General features: G+C 46.3%; 10 protein-coding genes. 5 read left to right on the top strand and 5 right to left on the bottom strand.

Annotated elements, in window-relative coordinates; translation table 11 throughout:
* The first annotated feature begins 293 nt into the window (after positions 1 to 293).
* The 5 genes from FAM09_RS11800 to FAM09_RS11780 all read left to right on the top strand — a co-directional run bounded on the left by FAM09_RS11800 (position 294) and on the right by FAM09_RS11780 (position 8,260).
* A complete protein-coding gene (locus tag FAM09_RS11800) occupies positions 294 to 2,684 on the top strand; it encodes a glycoside hydrolase family 3 N-terminal domain-containing protein (protein ID WP_136577324.1) in 2,391 nt (796 codons plus the stop codon).
* 237 nt (positions 2,685 to 2,921) lie between these two features.
* Positions 2,922 to 3,455, top strand: coding sequence for a hypothetical protein (locus FAM09_RS11795; protein WP_136577323.1), 534 nt, complete (start codon positions 2,922 to 2,924; stop codon positions 3,453 to 3,455).
* A gap of 248 nt (positions 3,456 to 3,703) precedes the next feature.
* Positions 3,704 to 5,110, top strand: coding sequence for a hypothetical protein (locus FAM09_RS11790; RefSeq protein WP_136577322.1), 1,407 nt, complete (start codon positions 3,704 to 3,706; stop codon positions 5,108 to 5,110).
* A 105-nt stretch (positions 5,111 to 5,215) separates the two neighbouring features.
* On the top strand, positions 5,216 to 7,756 hold the full coding sequence (locus FAM09_RS11785; RefSeq protein ID WP_136577321.1) for a T9SS type B sorting domain-containing protein: 2,541 nt from the start codon (positions 5,216 to 5,218) through the stop codon (positions 7,754 to 7,756).
* A gap of 48 nt (positions 7,757 to 7,804) precedes the next feature.
* Complete coding sequence (locus tag FAM09_RS11780; RefSeq protein ID WP_136577320.1) at positions 7,805 to 8,260, top strand: YhcH/YjgK/YiaL family protein; 456 nt, start codon at positions 7,805 to 7,807, stop codon at positions 8,258 to 8,260.
* Between the two features lie 74 nt (positions 8,261 to 8,334).
* On the opposite strand, the gene FAM09_RS11775 is transcribed toward FAM09_RS11780, so the two are convergent.
* From FAM09_RS11775 to FAM09_RS11755, 5 genes are all read right to left on the bottom strand, one after another.
* Complete coding sequence (locus FAM09_RS11775; RefSeq protein WP_136577319.1) at positions 8,335 to 9,654, bottom strand: vanadium-dependent haloperoxidase; 1,320 nt, start codon at positions 9,652 to 9,654, stop codon at positions 8,335 to 8,337.
* Complete coding sequence (locus FAM09_RS11770) at positions 9,644 to 13,009, bottom strand: VCBS repeat-containing protein (protein WP_136577318.1); 3,366 nt, start codon at positions 13,007 to 13,009, stop codon at positions 9,644 to 9,646. The genes FAM09_RS11775 and FAM09_RS11770 overlap by 11 nt, the downstream gene beginning before the upstream one ends.
* Before the next feature lie 93 nt (positions 13,010 to 13,102).
* The gene (locus FAM09_RS11765; protein ID WP_136577317.1) at positions 13,103 to 14,983 is read right to left on the bottom strand and encodes a RagB/SusD family nutrient uptake outer membrane protein; all 1,881 of its coding nucleotides are present in this window, start codon (positions 14,981 to 14,983) and stop codon (positions 13,103 to 13,105) included.
* Between the two features lie 20 nt (positions 14,984 to 15,003).
* On the bottom strand, positions 15,004 to 18,540 hold the full coding sequence (locus FAM09_RS11760) for a TonB-dependent receptor (RefSeq protein ID WP_136577316.1): 3,537 nt from the start codon (positions 18,538 to 18,540) through the stop codon (positions 15,004 to 15,006).
* A 262-nt stretch (positions 18,541 to 18,802) separates the two neighbouring features.
* Positions 18,803 to 19,858, bottom strand: coding sequence for a FecR family protein (locus tag FAM09_RS11755; protein WP_136577315.1), 1,056 nt, complete (start codon positions 19,856 to 19,858; stop codon positions 18,803 to 18,805).
* Between the last annotated feature and the right edge of the window lie 95 nt (positions 19,859 to 19,953).

Below are 19,953 nucleotides of genomic sequence, written 5' to 3'. Positions count from 1 at the left end.
TCTAATAGTGAGGTTAAAAATGAAAAAACATCAAATTCTGGGTGAATATGTTGACAAATATTCAAACAATGTGCTGATTGCATGTATACAAAAAGCGCAGAACCTATATAATATTATGGGAGATTGACATATCGGATACAGTTTCAGCCAATTTCATTTTTTTTCCTACCTTCAGGCTCTTCTAAGCAATCCCCCAACCAAATTTCATTCGAACCCGTTTGTTAGGTCTCATATTCACGCGAAAGTATGAGGCGACATGACCATTTGCTTATCTAATAAATTAACTGTTGAAAATGAAATTTGTTACGCTTGTCGTTTCCTGTCTTTTTTGTTGCCATAGCTTTTCTTATGCGCAACAACCTGCTTACAAAGATCCTAAACAACCCGTAGCCAAACGGGTAGCTGATCTGCTCTCCCGCATGACGCTGGAAGAAAAAGTGGCCCAGTTGCAAACCATGCACGCCGGCCGGCCCAAACTGGATGATAAATTATTTAATAATACGCCCAAATTAGATTCCCTGTACAAGAATGGCATGGGCATGATTAACCCGGCTTTTGACGAAACCATGGAAGTAACCATTGCCGCCCGCAACCGCTTGCAGGAATATTTACGTACGAAAACCAGGCTTGGCATTCCCATCATCTTTATAGATGAGGCCCACCACGGACTGGTACAGCGCCAGGTTGATGTGTTCCCGCATGGCATTGGTTTATCCTGCTCCTGGGATATGAACCTGTTGGAGAAAATATACACCCACGCCGCCAAACAGGCACGTGTACGGGGAACCAGTATGGTGCTGGCGCCTGTAGTGGATGTATGCCGCGACCCGCGCTGGGGGCGTACCGGTGAAACGCTGGGAGAAGATCCTTATTTATGCGGTATGCTGGGCAGCGCTATCGTAAAAGGTTTCCAGGGCAGCAACAATGGCGTAATTGCTCCCGATCATGTAGCGGCCACCCTAAAGCATTTCTCCGGACACGGCCAGTCGGAGAGTGGCACCAACCAGGCGCCCGCCAACTATTCTGTACGTGTTATCCGCGAAGCGCATATGGAACCGTTCCGCCTCTGTGTTAAATATGCCAACCCCGCCGGTATCATGGCTTCTTATAATGAAATAGATGGTATGCCTTCCCACGCCAATAAATGGTTGCTGAAAGATGTACTGCGCAAAGAATGGAGTTATAATGGCATTGTGGTAAGCGACTGGTTCGGGATCGATCAGTTGTGGAATAAACATTATATAGCGGTTGATCAAAAAGCGGCGGCGCTTAAAGCATTCAATGCCGGCGTAACTACCGACCTGCCTTATGGCGTTAATTACCGCCACCTGGGCGCGTTGGTAAAAGAAAACAAGATCAGTACAAAAGAGCTTGACAGCGCCGTAGCCAAAATACTGGAACTGAAATTCAGGCTGGGCCTGTTTGAACAAACGCAACCTATTGACCTGGAACTGGCCAAACAAAATGCAGCGAATACCGAAGGCCGTCAACTGGCATTGAAAATTGCCGAAGAGTCAATGGTACTTTTGAAGAATGCGCCATTTGGAACTGCAACTGGTAACCTGTTGCCGCTTAAGAAAGATCAATACAAAAAGATAGCAATAGTAGGGCCCATGGCAGCCGTAAACTTCCTGGGCGATTATTCAGGTTTGCCGAACAAAAATGTTTCGTTGCTCGAAGGCATAAAGAATAAAGCACAAGGTGCGGAAGTGTTGTATGCAAAAGGTTGCCGCATTACTGTAAATGGCGATTCCATCAGCCAGAACAATTACCAGTACATCGATACCATTATCTTTCCTTCAAAAGAAGAAAATGCGCAGTTGATCGATGAAGCAGTGAAGACCGCACAGCAGGCAGATGTGGCAGTGGTAGCCATAGGGGAGAACGAGCAATTGTCGCGCGAGGCCTGGGGACCCAATCACTTTGGCGATATGGCCGATCTGCGTTTGCAAAGCCAGCAGGAAGAACTGGTGAAAGCCATTGTTGCCACCGGTAAACCAGTAGTGGTTTATTTAATGCATGGCCGTCCGTTGGCCATACCCTGGGTGGTTCAGAATGTACCGGCTATTGTAGACGGCTGGTTTATGGGCGAAGAAGCCGGTAATGCTTTTGCTAACATCCTGTTTGGCGATGCCAATCCATCGGGAAAGCTTACGATCACCTATCCCAAATCAACCGGACAAGTGCCTGTTTTCTATAACCATAAACCCAGCGCGCGGTTCTTTGACTATGTAGCAGAAGAAAAAAAGCCCTTGTTCCCCTTCGGGCATGGCTTAAGTTATACGACTTATAATTATTCAAAACCCCGCCTGATAATGCCAACAACTACTGCAACTAAAAAGACCGGACTGGCATCCATGCCTTTGACTTCAATTCCTGAAGTGTATGGTACTGTTGAAGTAGACGTTACCAATACGGGCAGCATGAAGGGCGATGAAATTGTACAATTGTATATTCGTCAAAAAATAAGCAGTGTAACCAGACCTGTGAAGGAGTTGAAAGATTTTGCGCGCATTACCCTTGAGCCCGGACAAACCAAAACGGTTACCTTTACCATCGATGCCAGCAAGCTGGCTTATTGGAATGCCGAGATGCAATATGTCGTAGAAGATGGTATCTTTGAATGTATGGTAGGCCGCAATTCAACCGATGTACAAAAAGTAGAACTGAAAGTAGGAAAATAAAGAAGCTCACCTAAGATAAACACTACCAGAGTCCTGCCGTTGGCGGGACTCTTTTAATTGTGGGTAGTACGCTTAAAAAATTGCAGGCATAAAAATTGTTTTGTATCTTGCTGACATCCTCTTAGCTGTTAACATTGCATTATTCCTTCCTTAGTATCTATTTCGTCATAAGCTCATGTTGCACCATTAAAAAAAGCCCTGCTATCGATTGTTGCTGTGTTAACCCTTTGAATCAACATGAAAAATTTGTTTGTACCCCTGGTTGCCTGTAGCGTATTCTTTATTACCACTATGTTGGCGCATGCCCAGCCTGACATGAAAAAACAGGATTACAAAAATGTAGCAGCTCTGGCGAATGAGCCCGCCTCTTCTCCCCACAACACCATGGCCGATTTCCGGCATATTCCCATCAAAGCAGTCAGGAATTTTAAAAGCACCTGGCAGCATGTTGATAATGAAGCCTGGTATCAAATAAAAGACGGGTACCGGGCCCGGTTTACTGAAAACGGCGTGTTGTACCTGGTGACCTATGATAAGAAAGGCAAGTGGTTGCATACCATACGGCAGTACGATGAAGCCAAAATGGATAGGGACCTGCGCGCACAGGTAAGATCGGTTTATTTCGATTATAACATCCTGTTGGTAGAAGAAATTGAGCAACTTTTAAAGCCGCTAATATACGTTATTCACCTGGAGGACAAGACAAGCTTCAAAAACATCCGGTTTTGCGATCGCGAAATGACGGTAGTGTCGGAAATTCAGAAATTATGATTTCAATAAAATAATAGTTACTTTTGTTCCGCCTCTATCGAATGCTGCGCTAAATGACCACGCCCAGGTCCTTATTGGGTGGCTCGATTGTTTGCCCATTACTAATATTCTTCTTCCTGATTTGTGTTTCCCCAATATATGCATTTTTCTCATTAACTATTGAATAACCATACTTAAGCTGGAAGCATGGCATGGTTTCGGTTTCCGTTATTATATTCGCGAACCGAAAACAAACCAAAAGTCTTACCATGAGAACAACATGTATAGTGTTTTGCCTCTTGTTATCACTGTATTCAAATGCCCAGCAACCGGGTGAAACCGGGGGAACATCTACCTCACCAGCAGCGCCAGCGCCTGCACAAGCTCCGGAGAAAGATGCGCTGAAGTTCAACCTGAATGAAAGCGGAAGCCATTATTTTCAATTCACTGTAATGAACCAGACCTGGGTACGGTTCAATGAGAATAACCCATATACAACGGTTGAAAACAAACTAACAGACAATTCGTTTGATATTGGTCTGCGCCGGACCAGGATCCAGGCATTTGGACAATTGACAGATAAAGTATTTATCTATTTTCAATTTGGCATGAACAATTTCAACAGTCAGTTCAATATAGGTTCTAACCGGAAACTGGCGGCCTTTTTTCATGACGCCTTGTGTGAATACAAAGTGTCAAAAGGCAACCAGTTGAAAGTAGGTGGCGGTCTTACCATTGCCAATGGTTTATCGCGGTTCTCACAACCCAGCGTTAGCAGCATTATGACCATGGATGTGCCGGTGTTTGCGCAGTCAACCGTTGATCAAACAGATGAGTTCAGCCGTAAACTGAGCATTTATGCCCGGGGCCAGGTTGGTAAATTCGATTACCGGTTCATCCTGAGCGATCCTTTTCCCATTACTTCATCGGGTATTGATGTGTCGACTGTTACACCGAACAGGGTTTACTCAACTTTTGCCGGCGTGGGGCATACGTTACAACCACAGGCCTATTTGATGTACCAGTTCTTTGATCATGAAAATCACACCACGCCTTATATGACGGGTACGTACCTGGGCAAGAAGAAGATCTTCAATATTGCCATAGGTGGCATATTTCAAAAAGACGCTATGTGGAAATCTGGAAATGTAGGCGACACCATTTACCAGGATATGAAATTATTTGCAGTAGAAAGTTTTCTCGACATGCCGTTGAGCAGCAAACAGGATGCGATCTCGGCCTATGCCGGATTTTTCAATACCGACTATGGCACTAATTACCTGCGTTATAATGGTTCTATGAACCCGGCCAATGGCAGATCAGTTTTACCTCGTACTGTTTTAGTTGGCCAGGGACCTACTTTTGGCAATGCCTATCCAATGTTTGGCACCGGCCAGGTTGTTTATACGCAGCTTGGATACCTGTTACCCGAGAACTTTTTGAAAAGCAAAGCCCGCTTCATGCCGTATGCTACATTCACTGCCGCCCGGTTTGATCAGTTGCAGGATAAGCAAATGCATGTGTACAATGCCGGCATCAACTGTTTGATCAATGGTCATAAATCGAAGTTTACGCTCGACTGGCAGAACCGGCCAACCTATGAAGTCACAACCACCGGAATAGTAAATGGTTCCAGAAAGAACAGCGTGGTGTTGCAGTACCAGATCTTCTTTTAAAATAAAGACAAAACGATAAATAATAAGACCTGTCGGGTAAGCACTGACAGGTCTTATTATTTTCATTATATTCGTCTGGTAATTTTTATTCCCGACCCGGTTCCCATGTACAAATTAATACCCTTACTGATTGTTTGCGTCTTCATTTTTTCACAGCCTGTAGCCTTTTCGCAGATTGGGGGAACAATTAATGACTATGCACCGGTTATTCAATCTCATCTTTGCAATAATACCCTCGAGGTAACAGATGCGTCGCGTTTCAATACAGGCGATACCGTTCTGCTTATTCAAATGAAAGGTGCAGTTATTGATTCTTCTAATACAGCCTCATTTGGCACAATTACCGATTATAGAAATGCAGGCAACTATGAATACAATTTCATCGCAGCTAAAACCGGTAACCTGATAACACTTAAGAATGCCCTGTTACGGAAATACGATATTCCGGCAGGTAAAGTGCAATTGGTTCGGGTGCCCTCATATAATAATGTAACAGTTACTTCAACACTTACCTGCAAACCCTGGGATGGCGCATCAGGCGGTGTACTGGCCTTTACCGTTCAGAATGCCCTCACTTTACAGGCAGATATAGATGTAAGCAATAATGGCTTCAGAAGAACATATCCGCTGAACAGCAGGAGCTTTACCTGCAATGAAACACAATGGTATTACCCCGGCAATACTAACCAGGGCGGTGAAAAAGGAGAAGGTATCCATGCGCTTTCTGCCTCAAAAAATTTTGGAAGAGGAGCCCCGTCGAATGGCGGAGGAGGCGGTAACGGGCATAATGCCGGTGGTGGCGGCGGCTCCAATGCCGGTGGTGGTGGCAATGGCGGACAACAATGGGAAGGTTGCGGAAATACGACGGAATTTGTTGGTGGAAGAGGTGGTAAACCATTACAAAACAGCGCTGCCCTGAATAAGCTTTTTATGGGTGGCAGCGGAGGCATGGGCAATGGAAACGATTTAATGGAATTTCCTTCGGGCAGCGGCGGTGGAATTATTATTATCAGGGCTAATTCACTAGCCGGTAATTCCCACTTCATAAAAGCAAATGGTGAAAATGCATATGCCTGTTCCGGCGGCCTCTGTGTTGATGGAATGAGCGGTGGCGGCGCAGGCGGAACCATTGTAACGGATATTCAAACAATTACAAATGCAGTTACCGTGGAGGTGAAAGGCGGCAACGGCGCCGATCATGTAAGCATAAACAACAGGCGGCATGGCTCCGGCGGTGGTGGGGGCGGCGGTTTTATCGCTTTGCCGCAGGCGGTTACCTGGCCACTATATAATGTGGCCATTTCCGGCGGAATGAACGGTGTAAACACCAATAATGGAAACGACGCGTATGGTTCAACTCCGGGAATCAACGGCATTGTCATTAATTCCTTTGCCATCGCCCAATCAACAGTGCCGTTCAAAAAGAATATTGATTCGGTGAGAATACAGGACAGCCTGATCAATTGCAGGGAACATGGCTTTGGTGGATTTGGTTTTGTAAATACGAACCCGGTAAGCAACTGGCAATGGTTTTTTGGCGACAACACCACTGCCGGAACGCAAAATACAACACATAGTTATGCTACTGCGGCAAACTATATCGTAAAGCTGAAAATATGGGACATAAACCAATGTACCGACAGTATATCAAAAACAATTACCATACAGCCCGGTCCTATTGTAACGATTTCGAACGATACAAGCGTGTGCGCCACCCCGGTAGCGAGTATCCCATTGCATGCAACAGGTGGAACAACTTATAGCTGGTCGCCTGTAACCGGCCTTAATGATCCGGCTGTTGCCAACCCGGTTGCCACATTAACAAAAAACCAGGTGTATAAAGTAATCGTAACTAATGATAGTAAATGTTCGGTTGAAGATTCTGTAGCCATCTCCCTGTATGCACCGGCATTCAAAGTGTCCGCCAATCAATCGATCTGCAGTGGACAGCAAATTCAATTACGTGCATCGGGTGGCGATGAATACACCTGGAGCCCGGCCGCCCTGATGAGCGATGCTTTGGCCGCTGAACCATTTACAGCACCGGATGCAACCACTACCTACAGTGTTTACATTAAAGATAATGCCTGCAGCGTTGATACCACTATGACTACACGTATTGTGGTGAATCCCTTACCGGTGATAGTTGCTCAAAAATCGAATGACGTCAATTGCAATTTGCCTACTGCCCGGCTAACTGCAACCGGCGCAGTAAGCTATACCTGGTCGCCGGTTGAATTGCTCAATTATCCGGCTGTTGCCAATCCGGAAGTCAGTATAGACAGTACAACCCTGTTTGTAGTAAAAGGCACTAACCAATACGGCTGTTCGTCAACTGCCACCGTAACCGTAAACCTGTCGAAAGACGGCGTGCCGCGGTTCGTTGTCCCCAATGCCTTTACGCCCAATGGCGATGGGAAGAATGATTGTTTTGGCATTCGCAGATGGGGCAATGCCACCATCGTACAGTTTTCGGTATATAATCGCTGGGGACAAATGGTGTTTGAAACCAACAATACAGCCCGGTGCTGGGACGGTACATTGAATGGAAAACCATTGGCGGCAGGTGGGTACGCTTATGTTATAAGGGCGGCTACCATTTGCGGATTTGTTACCCAGAAAGGGATGGTGACGTTGTTGAGGTAGGGGGCTTTTTCCGTATCTTGCTGCCGCAATAAAACATATATATACCCGATGATCATCGATTTGCTGTCAAATGCCCATTTGTATTATAACCAGGGCCCGCTGTTCAGGAAAGCATTTGAATACCTCGCACAAACTGATTTTTCCAAAGTAGAAAAAGGGAAGTATGAGTTGGATGGTAAGAATTTATTTGCCATCGTGAATGAATACGACACCGTTGCGCCCGAGCGTGAGCAAATGGAATCGCATAAAAAGTATACCGACATTCAATATATCTTTACTGGCGCTGAACGCATTGGTCATGACCTCCTGCAACAACAAACGCCTTCCAAAGCGTATGATGCGGATGCTGATTATATGTTGTTCGCAGAGAAGCCTTCCTTCTTCTCCATACTGCAACAAGGTATGTTCGCAATTTTCTTCCCGCATGATCTGCATATGCCTAATATTATGATTGATAAGGCGGCGTATGTGAAGAAGGTGGTTATTAAAGTAGCTGTTAGCTAGCTAGTAGTTAGTAGTAAGTGGCGAGTAGGAAAACCCACTCGCTACTCGCCACTTACTACTCGCTAAAATGCAACTTATATCTTCTTGACTACCCAATCACCCACTTTTTTCCCTACTATCAATCCGTTATCTATAGCATCCATAAAGTGAATGCCGCCGTAAAATCGGCTGATGGCTGCTTCCTGCGCTGCATGTTGAAAGGAATTGTACCGACGCGCCGGTAACCCATATGCCACTTCCACATCATCAGTGTAAGAAAATTGGTCACCAAAGAAATGAGTAAGAATGGTAGCAGAACAGGAGGAGATAACCGAATGGCCGCTCAGGTATTCGGGAAACGGCGGCGTTTGTAATATGGGCGTCCATTGCGGATCGATGTATTTGCGAATAGCCGTCTCCGGGCGAATGCGGTTACTGCGGAATTTTTCATCCCAGCAAGAAATAAATGCATCCATTAAGCCCACTGAAACCCAGGTATAGATCTGCATGGTTTCTTCAAAACGCTTACCGGCTTTTTCACAGGCTATACCGGTGATGCCCAGCCAATGCGCCCCCGGTGAAATTTTCTTCCGGCTCGTTATAAGGTGGCCGCCGTCCTGGATGGCAAATGGGTTACAATCCCAAAAAGCCGCAATAACGCGTTGTTCCTCCGACACTGGCTTTCCATCATTATAATTTTGTAATAGCAGTTTGTAGAAGGCTGTCTTTTTACCGGTTGAAAAAGCAACCGGTGGCGGCGGTATAAATTGTGAACAGGAATCCAACGCAAAGGTGCGCACCGTGTTGAAATACGGTTCTACCGCAGGCAGGTAAGCCGGTGGGGTAGGATACCAGCTACCTTCTTTATCAACCGGTGTGTACCGGGTGTAATTACTGATCTTATTATAGCGATCGGCCTTGGCGTATGCCAGGATCTTTTTGCTGATAGCCGTGGCGTAGCGTTTTGAATTGTTGATGAGCTCATCATCATACCCCAACAGGCGACATGAATCAATAAACCGTTGTTCAAATGCCACCAACGATTTACCGGTGGGTTGCATTTTTTGCGCCGTATGCAAGATGGCCAGCACAGCGCTTAACGGCACATCGTACTGTTTTATGCTGTCTGATCTTTTAAGCTCAGGGTATTCGTTGAGCACGCCATGCATTGATTTGAAAGCAGGATTATTTTGCGCTATCACTTCATAACCCGCTAAACAGGCATACGAAAAGAATCGCGCAGCCAATGGTGGATTGGTGATATCATGGATCATTACCTCCGTCATTTGCGTAATTGCCTGGCTGATGACGGCGGGTGTTAACGCAGGCGGTTCCTGCGTACGGGTTTTACAACCGGCCATTCCAATCATAAGCAGTGGTATAAGGTAAATGGTTTTATGAATACTACTTTTCATCAGGCTTTCTCGTTTTTGATAAAGTATACGCTTTTACGGGTTGTTGGTTGATGCCAAATATCAGCAAATTATTAATGGGCAGCACACAACGCACATCTCCTTTAATAAAAAATCCCGATTGGCGTTGATCAACATTTGTAAACCCGCCTTTGCCATCGCCCTGCAACAACAAGCCATAGTTGGCGTCGTATTTACCGGCACGTAACCTTGCCTGATTCATATTGCCACATAAGAGCAGGTCTTCGTGGCCATCTTTATTGTAATCGAGTGCAGTAATGGTATACACGGGGGTATACTGCGCCTGTATGGGCAATGATCTCAGTTGTAGTTTTCCCGATGCGTTGCTTTCAAAATACGCTGTTTGCAAATAGTTCGCCTGCAAATGCCCGGCGCCTTTCAATTCTTCTTCGGTAAAAATTTCCTTAAGTGTGAGGTCAGCATACCCTTTATAATCGGTAAAGCGCGTTCGCATCATGCTTATCTGGTCGAGCAATTCATCGCGGGTGCAATAGGGATACGATTTTCCCTGGATGTAAAAACAAAACACGGGATCAATGGCGCCATTGTCGTCGAAATCTTTGAAGTACATGTCGGCAGGTTCCTTATCACTGACGTGGCATTGGGTGTTCAATCCCAGGTTGCCGATCACAAGATCGGGATGACCGTCTTTATTGAAATCACCGGTTGTTATTTTATTCCACCAGCCGCTGTAGGTGTTGCTGAAATAGTTTTTTGTTTGGTCCTGCAATTTGTTATTGGCGTTAATGCATACCATTACCGGCATCCATTCGCCCACAACAATGAGGTCTTTTTTAGTATCGTTATTCATATCTATCCATAGCGCGTCGGTGACCATGCCGGCTTTTTGCAGGGTCGGCGCTATGGCAGTGATCTGATTGGTAAAATGTCCCTTGCCATCGTTGATGAGCATAAAGCTTTCCGGCGTTTCGGGATAGCGGCCCGGAATTACGCGGCCACCAACAAACAGATCGGGGTGACCATCGTTGTTGATATCATTTACCCGCACACAACTTTTACTTACGAGCATGGTGGGCAAAGCATTGTTGCTTTTGGTAAAATTGGCTTTGCCGTCATTGAGGTATAACCGGTCTTGCAACAGGGCATCGCCGGGTGTATAATTATGATAGCCGCCGCTGACCACATAAAGATCTTTGTAGCCATCTCCATTCACATCAACTATCGCAGCATCGGCATCTTCACTTTTTGCATCGGCTTCAAAACCGGGTTGCGGCTTTTGTATAAAGCGCCCATCTTTTTGTTGCAGGTACAACGCTGCCGCCTGACCGCTTCCGCCTCCGGCATAAATGTCATCCAGTCCATCCCCGTTCACATCGCCTTTCACCAGGCAGGGCCCCGAAAAGGAGAGCGAGTTTACCAGCAGGGGTTGTCGTTTAAAGTCGTTTATGGCGGTTACCGGCGCTTTATAGGGTAAAGGCGCATTTGTTTCTGTAAACAGGGCAGGGGATGCTGGCTGTATCTTATAATTGTCCTTCGCTTCTTTTTCATCTACCACCAACAACTGGTCGGATTTTACATTTTGCAACATTTGTTGTTTACCGCTTAGCCAAATTATGCGTATGGAGTCAATGCTTGTTTGGGTTCCCAAACCGAAGTGCAGCGTTTCCGACACTGTAGACAAATAACCTCTCGTAGGCATCTGTTCTATGTATTGCTGTCCGGCTTTGCTGTAACAGATCACTTTAGCGCCCAAACCTTGTGTATTACCTTGCAGTCCTTTCAGCTTTATCTGCACAAAATGCGAACCGGTTTGCTGACGGCTTTCATTACGGTAAACAGAAGCCGCCTGGTTAATGTTATTGATCACAAGGTCCAGGTCGCCATCATTGTCCAGGTCGGCATAGGCTGCGCCATTGCTGTTAGTAGGTTTATTGAAGCCCCATTGGGCAGAAACATTACTGAACGTGCAATTTTTATTATTCGAAAAAAGGTAGTTGGTCACATCCGATGAAGGCATCTGGTGAACGAGTTCCAGCACCTGTTCGCGCTGCAAACGACCTTTGCTTTGCAAATAGTCGTTCATGTATTTGATGAAATCAAGGTTCGTGAAATCGCGCAGGTAACCATTGGTTACCATCAGGTCTTTCCAGCCATCATTGTCATAATCGGCCAGCAACGGCGCCCAGCTCCAGTCGGTATTGGAAACGCCGGCCACCTGGCCGATCTCGCTAAATAAAGGCCCGGCCTCCCCCCGGCCCCCTCCAACATTCAACTGCAACATATTCCGCATATACTGGTAATAAAAACCGGTGCGGATATTCAATTCGAATTTTTCATAATTATCGGGTGCAAACAATAATTTCTGCCGGCGGTTGTCTTCGGGCAACATATCCAAGGTATAAATATCGGGCAGCGCATCGTTGTTGATATCGGCAATGTCGTTGCCCATAGAGAACTGACTGTTGTGACCAAGGCTTTTTTGCAGTTGATCGGTAAAGGTGCCATCGTGGTTATTGATGTACAGGTAATCAGGCACAGCATAGTCGTTAGAGATGTACATATCGGGCCAGCCATCGCCATTGATATCGGCAATACCGGCACCGAGGCCATACGTTAAAGAAGAACTGACGATCCCGGCTTTTTTGGTAACATCGGTAAAATGGTTGTTGTCGTTGCGAAATAACCTGATGCCAATTTCCGGATCATCTTTTTGCAGGATGGCGGCGGTACTGGCTTCATCGAGCACTGCCAGCGCTTTGGGATTGTGATTGAGTAACAAGGCATCCAGGTCGCCATCACGGTCTGAATCAAAAAAATATGCTTGTGTGCTATAGCAGGAATCTGCCAGGCCGTATTGTTGCGCCTGTTCACTGAAATGCGGATAGCCTTTCTGATCATTGCCTGTATTAATAAATAACTGGTTGATCCTTTTTTCGCCGCGCAGCTTGCCTGAATAACACAGGTAGATGTCAAGCAATCCATCTCCATTAACATCGGCCATGGTAACGCCTGTTTTCCAGGGGCCTGGGCGGCCGGTTACGCCTGCCGCAGCAGTTATATCTTCAAAATGGAGTGCACCTTTATTAAGGTAGAGTTGATTGTCGCCCATGTTGGCGGAAAAATAAATATCAGCTAACCCATCCCCATTCAAATCGCCGGTTGCAACCCCACCGCCATTATAGAAGTACTCATACATTAACACATTCGTGTTTAACCCTTCCGTTAATGTATTATTGAAAGTAACGTGCGTGCTGTCGGTGGATAGTAAAGTGAACAGGGGGTGGGCCGCTGGTTGTTCATGGGTATCTTTGATAGAACAGGCTAGAAACAGGCACAGGATGCCTGCGGTTAAAAGTTTTGGCGTATTAGCAATCATGCAATGAGTTATTGAATGACGTGTAAGATACACAACTATGGCTTAATATATTTTAATAAGCCCATGCGTATCTTACACGTTGGATATAATTTCCTAATTATATCCCGGATTCTGTACCAACTTCGAATTTGTATTCATTTCATCGAGCGTAATGGGCCTGAAATACATTTTATCGTCCCATTTCCGGTTCTCCTGCGAATTCACTTCTAATGGTGTATAGGTGTAATTGTACCTGGTTTCATCACGTTTGTACGGCGATGGCGGCGTAGCGCCTGGTTTCAATGTTCCCACCACATCTATATACTTCAGTTTTCTGCCCAGGGTAGTGGGCGCTATCATCCAACGGCGGCAATCGTGATAGCGTTGATCTTCATAGGCCAGTTCAATTCGCCGCTCTTTCCGGTACCGGTCTTTCAATGCAGCGCCGGTTTCAGTTACCGCCGGCATACCTGCCCGGAAACGTATTTTGTTCAACCAATTGCGCGCTTCGGTAAACTCTCCCAATTCAATACACGCTTCTATATAATTCATCACTACCTCGGTATACCTGAAGAAAGGCCAGGGAATGGTTTGCCGGGTTGTATTATCAACTATGTTGGGATCAGGATCAATAAACTTCCGCATGTAATAGCCGGTCCAGCTGCCATTCCAGTTCTCAATAGAACTTTGTCGGGTATCGAGCCCTGGTAAAAAGGTGCCGCCACCCTGGTCGTATTTACCGGTTTGTATCTGGTTGGCCGGGTCAACATTACCTGAGATCTTATCCCGCGGTTTCCAGTCGGCGCCATCATACAGGATGCTCGCATAGAAACGCGGATCACGATTTATATATGGTTGCGCTTTATGCGTGGTATTGCTCCAGTCGAATGAAGTACCATCCATCATTTCATAATCATCTACCAACTGTTGTACCGGGGTATTGCCGGCCCAGTTGTGATAGCCGTTGGGACCATTGGTTAGGCCCACATACATACCGGCATATTCATCTTTGGCGGCTGTCCAGTAACGGCCAAACAGGATCTCGCTTTCTGCCACTTTATCTACATCACCGCTTTTGCTGCCACCGCCCATGGCTAAGGAAATGTAATTCTTTTTGCCTTCTGCGGCTGTTACCGGTGCGGTTAGGTTCAGTTTATATCCCAATGTGGAGGCTGCATCCATCACTGCTTTCGCGGCGTTTTTGGCGGCTGTCCACCTGGCTGTACGATCACCGCTTACATAACCCAGCAGCTCCGGTTTTGAAAAGCCATTGATGAGCGTTGATGTTGATTTGGCGGTTGGCATATCGTGCAGGTCACTGGCGGCGTATAACAGCATACGCGATTTCAAGGCCATTGCCCCCAGGTCGCTGGCCCTTCCTGGCGCCATGGTTTTGCCTTTCAGCAGCAGAATGGCGCTATCGCATTCCTTTACAATGAAGTTTACGCATTCTTCCCAGGTATTACGGCTTACGCTGTAATCTTCACCAAGGCCATACGATCTGTCGATGATTGGCACCCCGCCATAATATCTTACCAACTGATGATAAAAGAAGGCGCGCATAAAATGCGATTCACCTTGCAGGCGGTCATTGAGCGGCTTATCATTGAACGTAGCAATGCGTAAATTTTCCAGGGCCAGGTTCGTTTGCCTGATCTTGGCATACATATCGTTGTTGCTGCCATCTTTACCCCAGCGGTAATTCACATTCACCCAACCAAGGTTAGAAGGGTTCAGCGTTCCCTCGTTAATGATATTGATACCCCGGCTGGGATGGGTAAATACCGCTTCGTCAGACAAAGAGGCGAGCATTTGTTCATCAAAGCCACCTTGTCCGAGACCTGCATAAATACCGGTGATAAAAGCTTCTGCCAGCGCACCGTCTTTCCAGGCATCTGCCGATGATACTTTATCCAGCGGTTTTGTATTAAGGAAATCGCGTTTGCAAGCTCCCGCGATCGATACAATGAGCACACAAAACAGGATCTTTTTCATCTATTAATATTTTTGTTTTGTTAGAATGATACTCTGGCGCCTACATTTATAATTCTTGATTGCGGATAATACTGGCCGCTGCCACTGGTTGATTCAGGGTCCCAGATCTTCATTTTATCGAACGTGATCAGGTTTATACCATTTACATATAATCGAAGATTGCTGATACCTGCTTTTTGTCCGAGCTGGCTGGGCAGGTTGTAGCCAATTTCAACGTTCTTCAACCGCAGGTAATTGCTCTTGCGCAACCAATACGTATTGAAGCCAAAAGCGCCGCCGGCATAATAGGTATTGCCCCGGTTAACCAGGCGCGGATCAACACTGCTTGGATTTTCCACGGTCCAGCGATTATCGTATGAATATTTCAGGTAGTTGCCAATGGTGCCCGATTCAGTACCAATGAACAACAATCCACCGGTAGCACCCTGGAAAAGGATGGTGCAATCGAAATTCTTGTATTGCAGGTTGATGTTGGCGCCGCCGGTAAACAGGGGGTCGCGGTTTTTATCGAGCCGTACCCGGTCGTCTGCATCGATTTTTCCATTACCGTCTGCGTCCCTGATCTTCATATCGCCTGGTAATAGTTTGCCGGTAGCAGCACTGTAGTCGATCGTATTTTTATTGATATCATCCTGGTCAACAAACACTCCATCATATTCATATACCAGGAAGGCGGGGCCGTCGGTACCAAACGTATGACCCTTTGATAATTGATGTGGTTTCAATCCCGGCGTTTCGGGTAGATTGATGATTTCATTTTTGGCATAACCACCATTCACGCTTACGCTGTACTGAAAATCGCCAATATGATCATGATACCCTATGTTGAATTCAAATCCTTTGTTCCTGACCTTTCCCAAATTTTCAGGCGGCAACGTAATACCGGCCGAAGCGGGCACCACCGCAGAGTTCTGCATGAGAATTTTGGTGCGAATATTATTGAACACATCTATTTCGAATGTGAGCTTGCTGTGCAGCGCGGAACCTTCCAGGCCGATGTTGGAGTTGTTGGCCACTTCCCAGGTGTAACCAGGGTTGGGCACGCCGGTTTCGGTCAACGTTTTCACTACGTTGTTACCCACTACATAAGTGTTAAAGCCATAGGTTGATAAATACCGGTATTCCTGCAACACGCCACCGAAAAGGATGTTGTCGTTACCCATTTGTCCCCACGAAGCGCGTAGCTTCAGGTTGTTGATGAAGGAAACCTTCTGAAAGAATTTCTCTTCCGATAAGCGCCAGCCGAGTAAGATACCGGGGAAGAAACCAAAGCGGGAATTTTCAGGGAATATATAAGAACCATCATACCGCCACAGGAATTCCGCCATGTATTTTTCCTGGTAGTTGTAATTCGCGCGACCGAAATAACTTAAGCGCGCCCGGTTATAGGCGCCACCATTGTTATCTTTCTGCGGATCGCCACCGGCGAACAATTGGTCGATAGCCGGGGAAATATAATTGCGGCGGAAGGCATTGAAGTTCTGGTTTTCGATGGTTTCGCGCGTTACGGCTGCCATCAGGTTCACCGTGTGCGCACCGAATGTTCTGTCGTAATTGATGAAACCGCTCAGGTTGATGTTCAACTGGTCTTCCTGCGATTCGGTCAACCGCGGATCAGTAAACGTAGAACGAACTGATCTGGTCAGCTTGGGCGTAACGCCATCGGCTTCATAGCTTACCTTATCCCAGAAGTACAGGTACCAGGGCGTTTCCCAGCGTTTGGTGCGGCGGAAGTATTTATCGAGCGCTGCAAAACCGGAGATCTTCAAACCTTCTACAAACGGCACCTGCAGGTCTATTCTGCCATTGGTTTGAAAATAATCGCGCCGGTCTTTATCATAACCGGTTTCATTGGTGGTGATCACGATGGGGTTCTGTCCGTTCTCGATATCCGGCCCTGGTAAACCGTTGGGCCATACTTCCTGCTCGGTAGGCTTACCGCGCATGAGCATTCGAAAAATGGGTTGCGCGCCTACAGTTGGGAAGAAGCGGAACTCTTCGCGGGCAGTTAACCCCAACTGGGTATTCACGTATTTATTCACTTTGGCATCGAGGTTCAGGCGCATATCGTATTGCTTGTAACCGGTTGCCGAATTTTTATAATAACCATCCTGGTTCTCATAACCCAGGGAGGCGAGGTATTTTACATTGTCGGTTCCTCCCGATAATTGCACATTATGGCTCGACTGGGGCGACCAGTTCTTCAAGGTAGTCTTGAACCAATCTGTATTAGGATGCCCCCAGGGATCGGAACCATCATTGAATTTGGTGATGTCGGCAGGAGAGTAAGGCGCATCTACTTTCAGGCCATTATCGGTGCGGGTATACGTTCCATTTTGTTTAAAGGCAGTTGACGCAGCAGCCCATTGGTCAGCAGGCAGGTTGAACAGCGTTAGTTCATTGATGATGGTGGCATATTCCACCGCGTTAGACATTTTAGGAATGCGCGTTGGTTGCGACCAGCCCTGGTTGAAATCATACAACAATTGCGGCTTGCCTGTTTTACCACGTTTGGTGGTAATGAGAATAACGCCATTAGCAGCGCGCGAACCATAAATGGCAGCGGCTGCATCTTTCAGGATCGACATGCTTTCGATATCTGCCGGATTTAAGCGTTCTAATCCGCCAGCTCTATCGGGCACACCATCAATTACGATTAAAGCGCCGGAGTTATTAGGCGTATTGGAACCGCGAACACGAATGGTAGAACCATCGTAACCCGGTTCGCCGCTCGATTGAATGGCCGTAACGCCAGGCAGTCGTCCCGCCAATGCGTTTGATAAGTTCACCGAAGGCGATTTGGCCAGTTCAGTTCCTTTCACCTGGGCAACCGCACCGGTAACGGTCACTTTCTTTTGCGTACCATAACCCACCACAACAATTTCACCCAGTTGACCCGTATTGCCGGGAACCAAAGCAACGGTTACAGAGGTTTTGCCGGCAATGTTTACTTCCTGGGTTGTAAAGCCAACTGACGAAATAACGAGAATGGTCTTATCCTCCGGTACATTGATGGTAAAATTTCCATTACCATCGGTATTGGTACCGGTTGTTGTGCCCTTTACGATAATGCTTACACCCGGCAGCGGAACACCTTTATCATCCGTTACCTGTCCCTTTACTTCCTGCAGGTTGGCGGTTTCTACTTTTACGGTAAATTCATTGATGCCGGGCGGATCAGCCAGGGTAGCGGTGGATGACAACCTATATAATATAATGCGATCCTTTACTAACTTAAACGTGATGCCAAAAGGTGAGAGCAATTCTTCCAGTACCTCGCCCAGTTTTTTCTGGCTGGCCCTGATAGATACTTTGCGGCCGGCTTCAATAGTTTTTGAACTATACACAAAACGGGCGCCTGTTTGATTTTTTAGCAGGATGAATACATCTTTTAATTGTCCTTTATCAACAGATACCGATACTACTTTGTCGAGGATGCCTTGCGCTTCCGCGGCATTATAATAAGCGTAGGTGTTAAAAAAAAGGACGAGCAACGCCTGTACAAATCCTATCCGGATGGCAATAGCGGTCATTGCAACCAATCGTTTCTTTTTCATAAATAGATTGTTGTAGTCAATGTCAATAGTTAATGGGCAATAGTTACCTGTTCCCGGTATTTACCGGAAGTATAATTACATCATTGAACATTATTCAATATGGTATGTGAAGTGTATGCCCGGATGCGGGGCTAAGTGATGAATCGGTTTTCTCTCATGCGACAATCGTTTTGGATGTTTTTAAAATGCTTGATTATATATAGCAAAACTTGAACCTGAATTTAATGTCGATCCTCAAAATCGAAGATCATTATTGCCAGCGTTATTCACAGCCGGAACCTTTGATGAGAATGCGCGTGCCGCGGATCTCATAGGTTGCCTGTATCGATTCGCAAATAATTTCAAGTTGGTCGTACAGATCCTGGCCTTTTATATCACCGGAAAAAAGGCACTTCGCGAGGCTTTCATTTTCCATCACCATTTCAATATGGTAGGCCTGTTCCAGGTAATTTAATACCCGGGTCATAGGCGCTTCGTCAAAAACAAAATTCAATTCCGTAACTTTTTCTTCTGCATTTTTATTTACTACCACCGGCAATGGAATTTCCACCAATGTTGTTCTGAAGTGATGGTCAGCCCCGCTATAAATTACTTTCTGATTGGGTTTCAGGATCACGCCGCTTGATTCGTCATTACGTCTTTCCTGCACCGTTTCTTTTCCGTATTCGTATACCGCCACTTTACCGGTTTGTACGGCTACTTCCACATTTTTTGTAAGCGAGTTGGTCTTTACAAAAAAGCTGGTGCCCAATACCTGTGTAACGATGTTGTTGCTGTATACATAGAAAGGCGATTTCGGGTTCCGCGTCACTTTAAAAAAGGCGTTACCTTCCAGGTATACTTCCCGTTTAGGGCCTGAAAAATGATCGCTGAAACGCACAATAGCCTTCGGTTCCAGGATCACTTGTGAGCCGTCGGGCAAATGCACGGTATCGTTGAACAGCGTTTCATTCTTCACCTGGTTCAGCCCCGCAATTACCTGGTGCGATACTGTTTCATCTTTATTAGCCACCAGCCACCAGGTTGCCGAGATGATGCCGCCGGCAATTACAGCGGCGCTTAGCCAGCGTACCCATACCGGGATGATCTTTGCCGGCCGGGAAACAGCCGGCCCGGTTTCGGCAAGCACTGTCTGGTGTTGAATTTTGGGCCAAAGACGTTCGAGGGTTTCTTTAATTTCCTGTGGCGGAAGGGTAGGGTCAACACCTTCATCATCGCCCAATAATTCATACCATTGTTCAACCAGTTTTCTTTCTTCCTCAGAGCAATCGTTCTCTACATACCGTTTCAGCAAATGATAAAAAGCCTTTCGATTCATGTAGTTGTGTTTGACCCTGCACAAAAGGCAGGGTTATTTATAAGTCGGTTGAAAATAAGGAGACCCTAAATAGAAGATAAAAAAAGCGAGTAGTG

Source organism: Niastella caeni, from assembly GCF_004834005.1.
Lineage (GTDB): Bacteria > Bacteroidota > Bacteroidia > Chitinophagales > Chitinophagaceae > Niastella > Niastella caeni.
This window is presented reverse-complemented; position numbering and strand designations above follow the sequence as displayed.